Origin of the sequence: Gordonia sp. (in: high G+C Gram-positive bacteria) (genome assembly GCF_052106715.1) — a bacterium.
GTDB lineage: Bacteria > Actinomycetota > Actinomycetes > Mycobacteriales > Mycobacteriaceae > Gordonia.
Window position 1 is genome coordinate 1 of the sequence record NZ_JBQEDL010000076.1, and the last position, 3,271, is coordinate 3,271.

The following is a 3,271-nucleotide window of genomic DNA, read 5'->3' on the forward strand; positions in this document are numbered from 1 at the left end:
GTGAAGACGTTCAGGAGGTGCTGATGCCCATTCTTCCCGGCATCCACGGACCGCGCGATCTCGACGGGCTCAGCCCCGCGCAGCTGGCAGAGCTGGCCGATGAGGTTCGCGCGTTCCTCGTCGAGAACGTCTCGCGCACCGGTGGCCACTTGGGGCCGAATCTCGGCGTCGTCGAGCTCACGATCGCGCTGCACCGCGTGTTCGAATCGCCCGACGACCCGTTCGTGTTCGACACCGGGCACCAGTCGTACGTGCACAAGCTGCTTACCGGCCGCCAGGACTTTTCTGCGCTGCGTGTGCGTGACGGCCTCGCCGGCTACCCGCAGCGCAGCGAGAGCGTCCACGACGTCGTCGAGTCCTCGCACGCGTCCAGTTCCCTGAGCTGGGCTGACGGCATCTCACGTGCACTCTCCGCCACGGGTCGCGACGACCGTCATGTCGTCGCCGTCGTCGGCGACGGGGCCCTCACGGGCGGAATGACCTGGGAAGCGCTCAACAACATCTCCGACGACAACGACCGCAACCTCGTCATCGTCGTCAACGACAACGGACGCTCCTACGCGCCGACGATCGGCGGCATGTCTCGCTATCTGAACCGGGTGCGCACGGCTGCGGCGTACAAAGACCTGCATCGCAAGTCTGACCGATTCTTCCGGGTGTTCGGTGCGGTGGGCCGCGCGACGTTCCGCGGCATCCGCGGCGGCACCCACGGTTTCCTCTCGCGCTTCACCAACAACGAGGCCCTGTATTCCAACCTCGACATCAAATACCTCGGTCCGGTCGACGGACACGACATTCCAGCGCTCATCGAGACGCTGGAACTGGCGAAGTCGTATGGTGCACCGGTGATCGTCCACACGATCACCGAGAAGGGCCGCGGCTACCAGCCGGCGCGCGACGACGAGGCCGACCAATTCCATGCCGTGAACCGCATGGACCCGGCGACCGGCGAGCCGCTCGGCAGCAGCACGCGGGGCTGGACCGATGTGTTCTCGGACGCCCTCGTGCGCGTGGGCGAGCGCGACCCGCGGGTCATCGCCATGACCGCCGCCATGCTGCGACCGACCGGTCTCGCGCCGTTCGCCGAGCGCTTCCCCGACCGGGTGTATGACGTCGGCATCGCCGAGCAGCACGCCGTGACCTCCGCCGCAGGGCTCGCCTACGGCGGTCTGCATCCCGTCGTCGCCCTGTACGCCACGTTCATGGGGCGTGCGTTCGATCAGGTGCTGATGGACGTCGCTCTGCACAAGGCGGGCGTCACGTTCGTCCTCGATCGCGCCGGCGTCACCGGGCCCGACGGTCCCAGTCACCACGGCATGTGGGATCTGGCGATGCTGCAGATCGTGCCGCACATCCGCATCGCCGCGCCTCGAGACGGTACGCGGCTCGCAGAGGCGCTCGATGAGGCCGTGGCGGTCGACGACGCTCCCACCGTGATCCGGTTCCCCAAGGGCGGGGTGGCAGACGATATCGAGGCGTTTGAACGACTCGACGACGGTGTCGACGTGCTCTCGCGCGGCGAGTCCGAAGACGTCCTGATCGTCGGTATCGGACCGTTCGCAGCGCTGGCGATGGATGTCGCGGCGCGACTGCGCGCCCAGGGCATCGGAGCCACGGTCGTCGATCCTCGATGGGCGATCCCCGTGCAGCCGTCGATCATCGAGCTCGCCGCGCACCACCGTCTCGTGATCACGCTGGAGGACGGCATCCGCGTGGGTGGGATCGGCACGCGCGTGCGTCAGGTGCTGCGCGAAGCAGGCATCGACACGGCGGTGGACGAACTCGGACTTCCGGATGAGTTTATCGATCACGCCTCACGTGATCAGATCCTGGCGGATGCCGGACTCACGGCTTCGAAGATCGCGCAGGATGTCGTCGCGCAGGTGCTCGGCACACGGATTCCGGTTGCCCGCAACGCGGGGGAGACCGGCGCGATCGACCTGCCGCTGCACGAGCGGCGCTGACGGGGCGACGACCCCTTTCGACTCGCTCCGCTCGCTCAAGGCGTTTCGTCTCGCTGCGCTCGCTCAACGACCCGCGAGCGTCCGCCGGAATGGCGTCGCGCCCGGGCACCGCGAAAGTCAGCCGGAACGACGTCGGGCCCGGGCACCTGAGGTACCCGGGCTCGGCGCTTCGTTCAGTTCCCGATGCCGCGGATCTGCGGAGTGTGGAACGTTCCGCCGAACATGCGCTCCGACGCGCCCTCGCGATCCAGGTACGGTGAGGCACCACCGTCGATGAAGGGCCAGCCGGCTCCGAGAATCAGGCACAGGTCGATGTCTTCGACCTCGGGCACGACCTTCTCATCGAGCATGAGCTTGATCTCCTGCGCGAGACCGTCCTGCACACGGGTGAGGATCGTCTCGGCCGAGGCCGGTGCGGAGTCCACGGCGCCCTTGAGAGCCTTCTCGGCGGCCTTGGTCCAGCCGGTGACGCGACCGCCCTTGTCCTTCTCGACGACGTTCTCGAGCTCGGCGAGAGCGTGGAAGTTCTCGTTCGCATAGAACCGGTCGGGGAAGTGCCGCACCATGGTGTCCTGCACGTGGGCTGCGACCTTCCATCCGACCAGGTCGATGAGCTGGAACGGCCCCATCGGCAGCCCCAGCGGCGCGAACGCCTGCTCGACGTCGGCGATCGGCGTACCTTCGTACACCGCGCGCGCCGCCTCACCCATGACCTTCGCCAGCAGACGGTTCACGACGAATCCGGGGGCGTCGGCGGTCAGGACGGCGTTCTTGCCCAGCCCCTTCGCGACGACGAACGCCGTCGAGAGGGTCTGCTCGTTCGTCACCGGTGTCTTCACGATCTCGATCAGCGGCATGACCGCGACCGGGTTGAAGAAGTGGAAGCCGACCAGACGCTCGGGGTGGGTGAGCTGTGAGCCGATCTCCTCAACCGACAGCGACGAGGTGTTGGTCGCGAGGATCGCGTCCTCGGCGATGATTTGCTCGATCTCGCCGAACACTTGCTGCTTGACCCCGACCTCCTCGAACACGGCCTCGATGACGAAGTCGCAGTCTGCATACAGCGATTTATCGGTCGTGCCCGTGACAAGGGCCCGGAGTCTGTTCGCCGTGTCGGCGTCGAGTCGGCCCTTCTGCTCGAGCTTGCCGATCTCCTCGTGGATGTACGCCACGCCTTTGTCGACGCGCGTCTGATCCAGGTCGGTGATCAGTACCGGCACCTGCAGCTTGCGAAGGAACAGCAGCGCGAACTGGCTGGCCATCAGGCCGGCCCCGATGATGCCGACCTTGGTGACCTTCTTCGCCAG

The 3,271-nt window shown here is 66.9% G+C and carries 2 protein-coding genes; one reads left to right on the plus strand and one right to left on the minus strand.

All coding sequences use genetic code 11. The features are described 5' to 3' along the window. The first annotated feature begins 29 nt into the window (after window positions 1-29). Window positions 30-1,964 carry a 1-deoxy-D-xylulose-5-phosphate synthase gene (gene dxs, locus ACTIMF_RS19035; protein WP_442351850.1) on the plus strand — a complete coding sequence of 645 codons (1,935 nt, stop codon included), beginning with the start codon at window positions 30-32 and terminating at the stop codon, window positions 1,962-1,964. 173 nt (window positions 1,965-2,137) lie between these two features. On the opposite strand, the gene ACTIMF_RS19040 is transcribed toward dxs, so the two are convergent. After that, window positions 2,138-3,271, minus strand: a 1,134-nt coding sequence (locus tag ACTIMF_RS19040) for a 3-hydroxyacyl-CoA dehydrogenase family protein (protein ID WP_442351849.1), incomplete at its 5' end; no start/stop codon positions are given.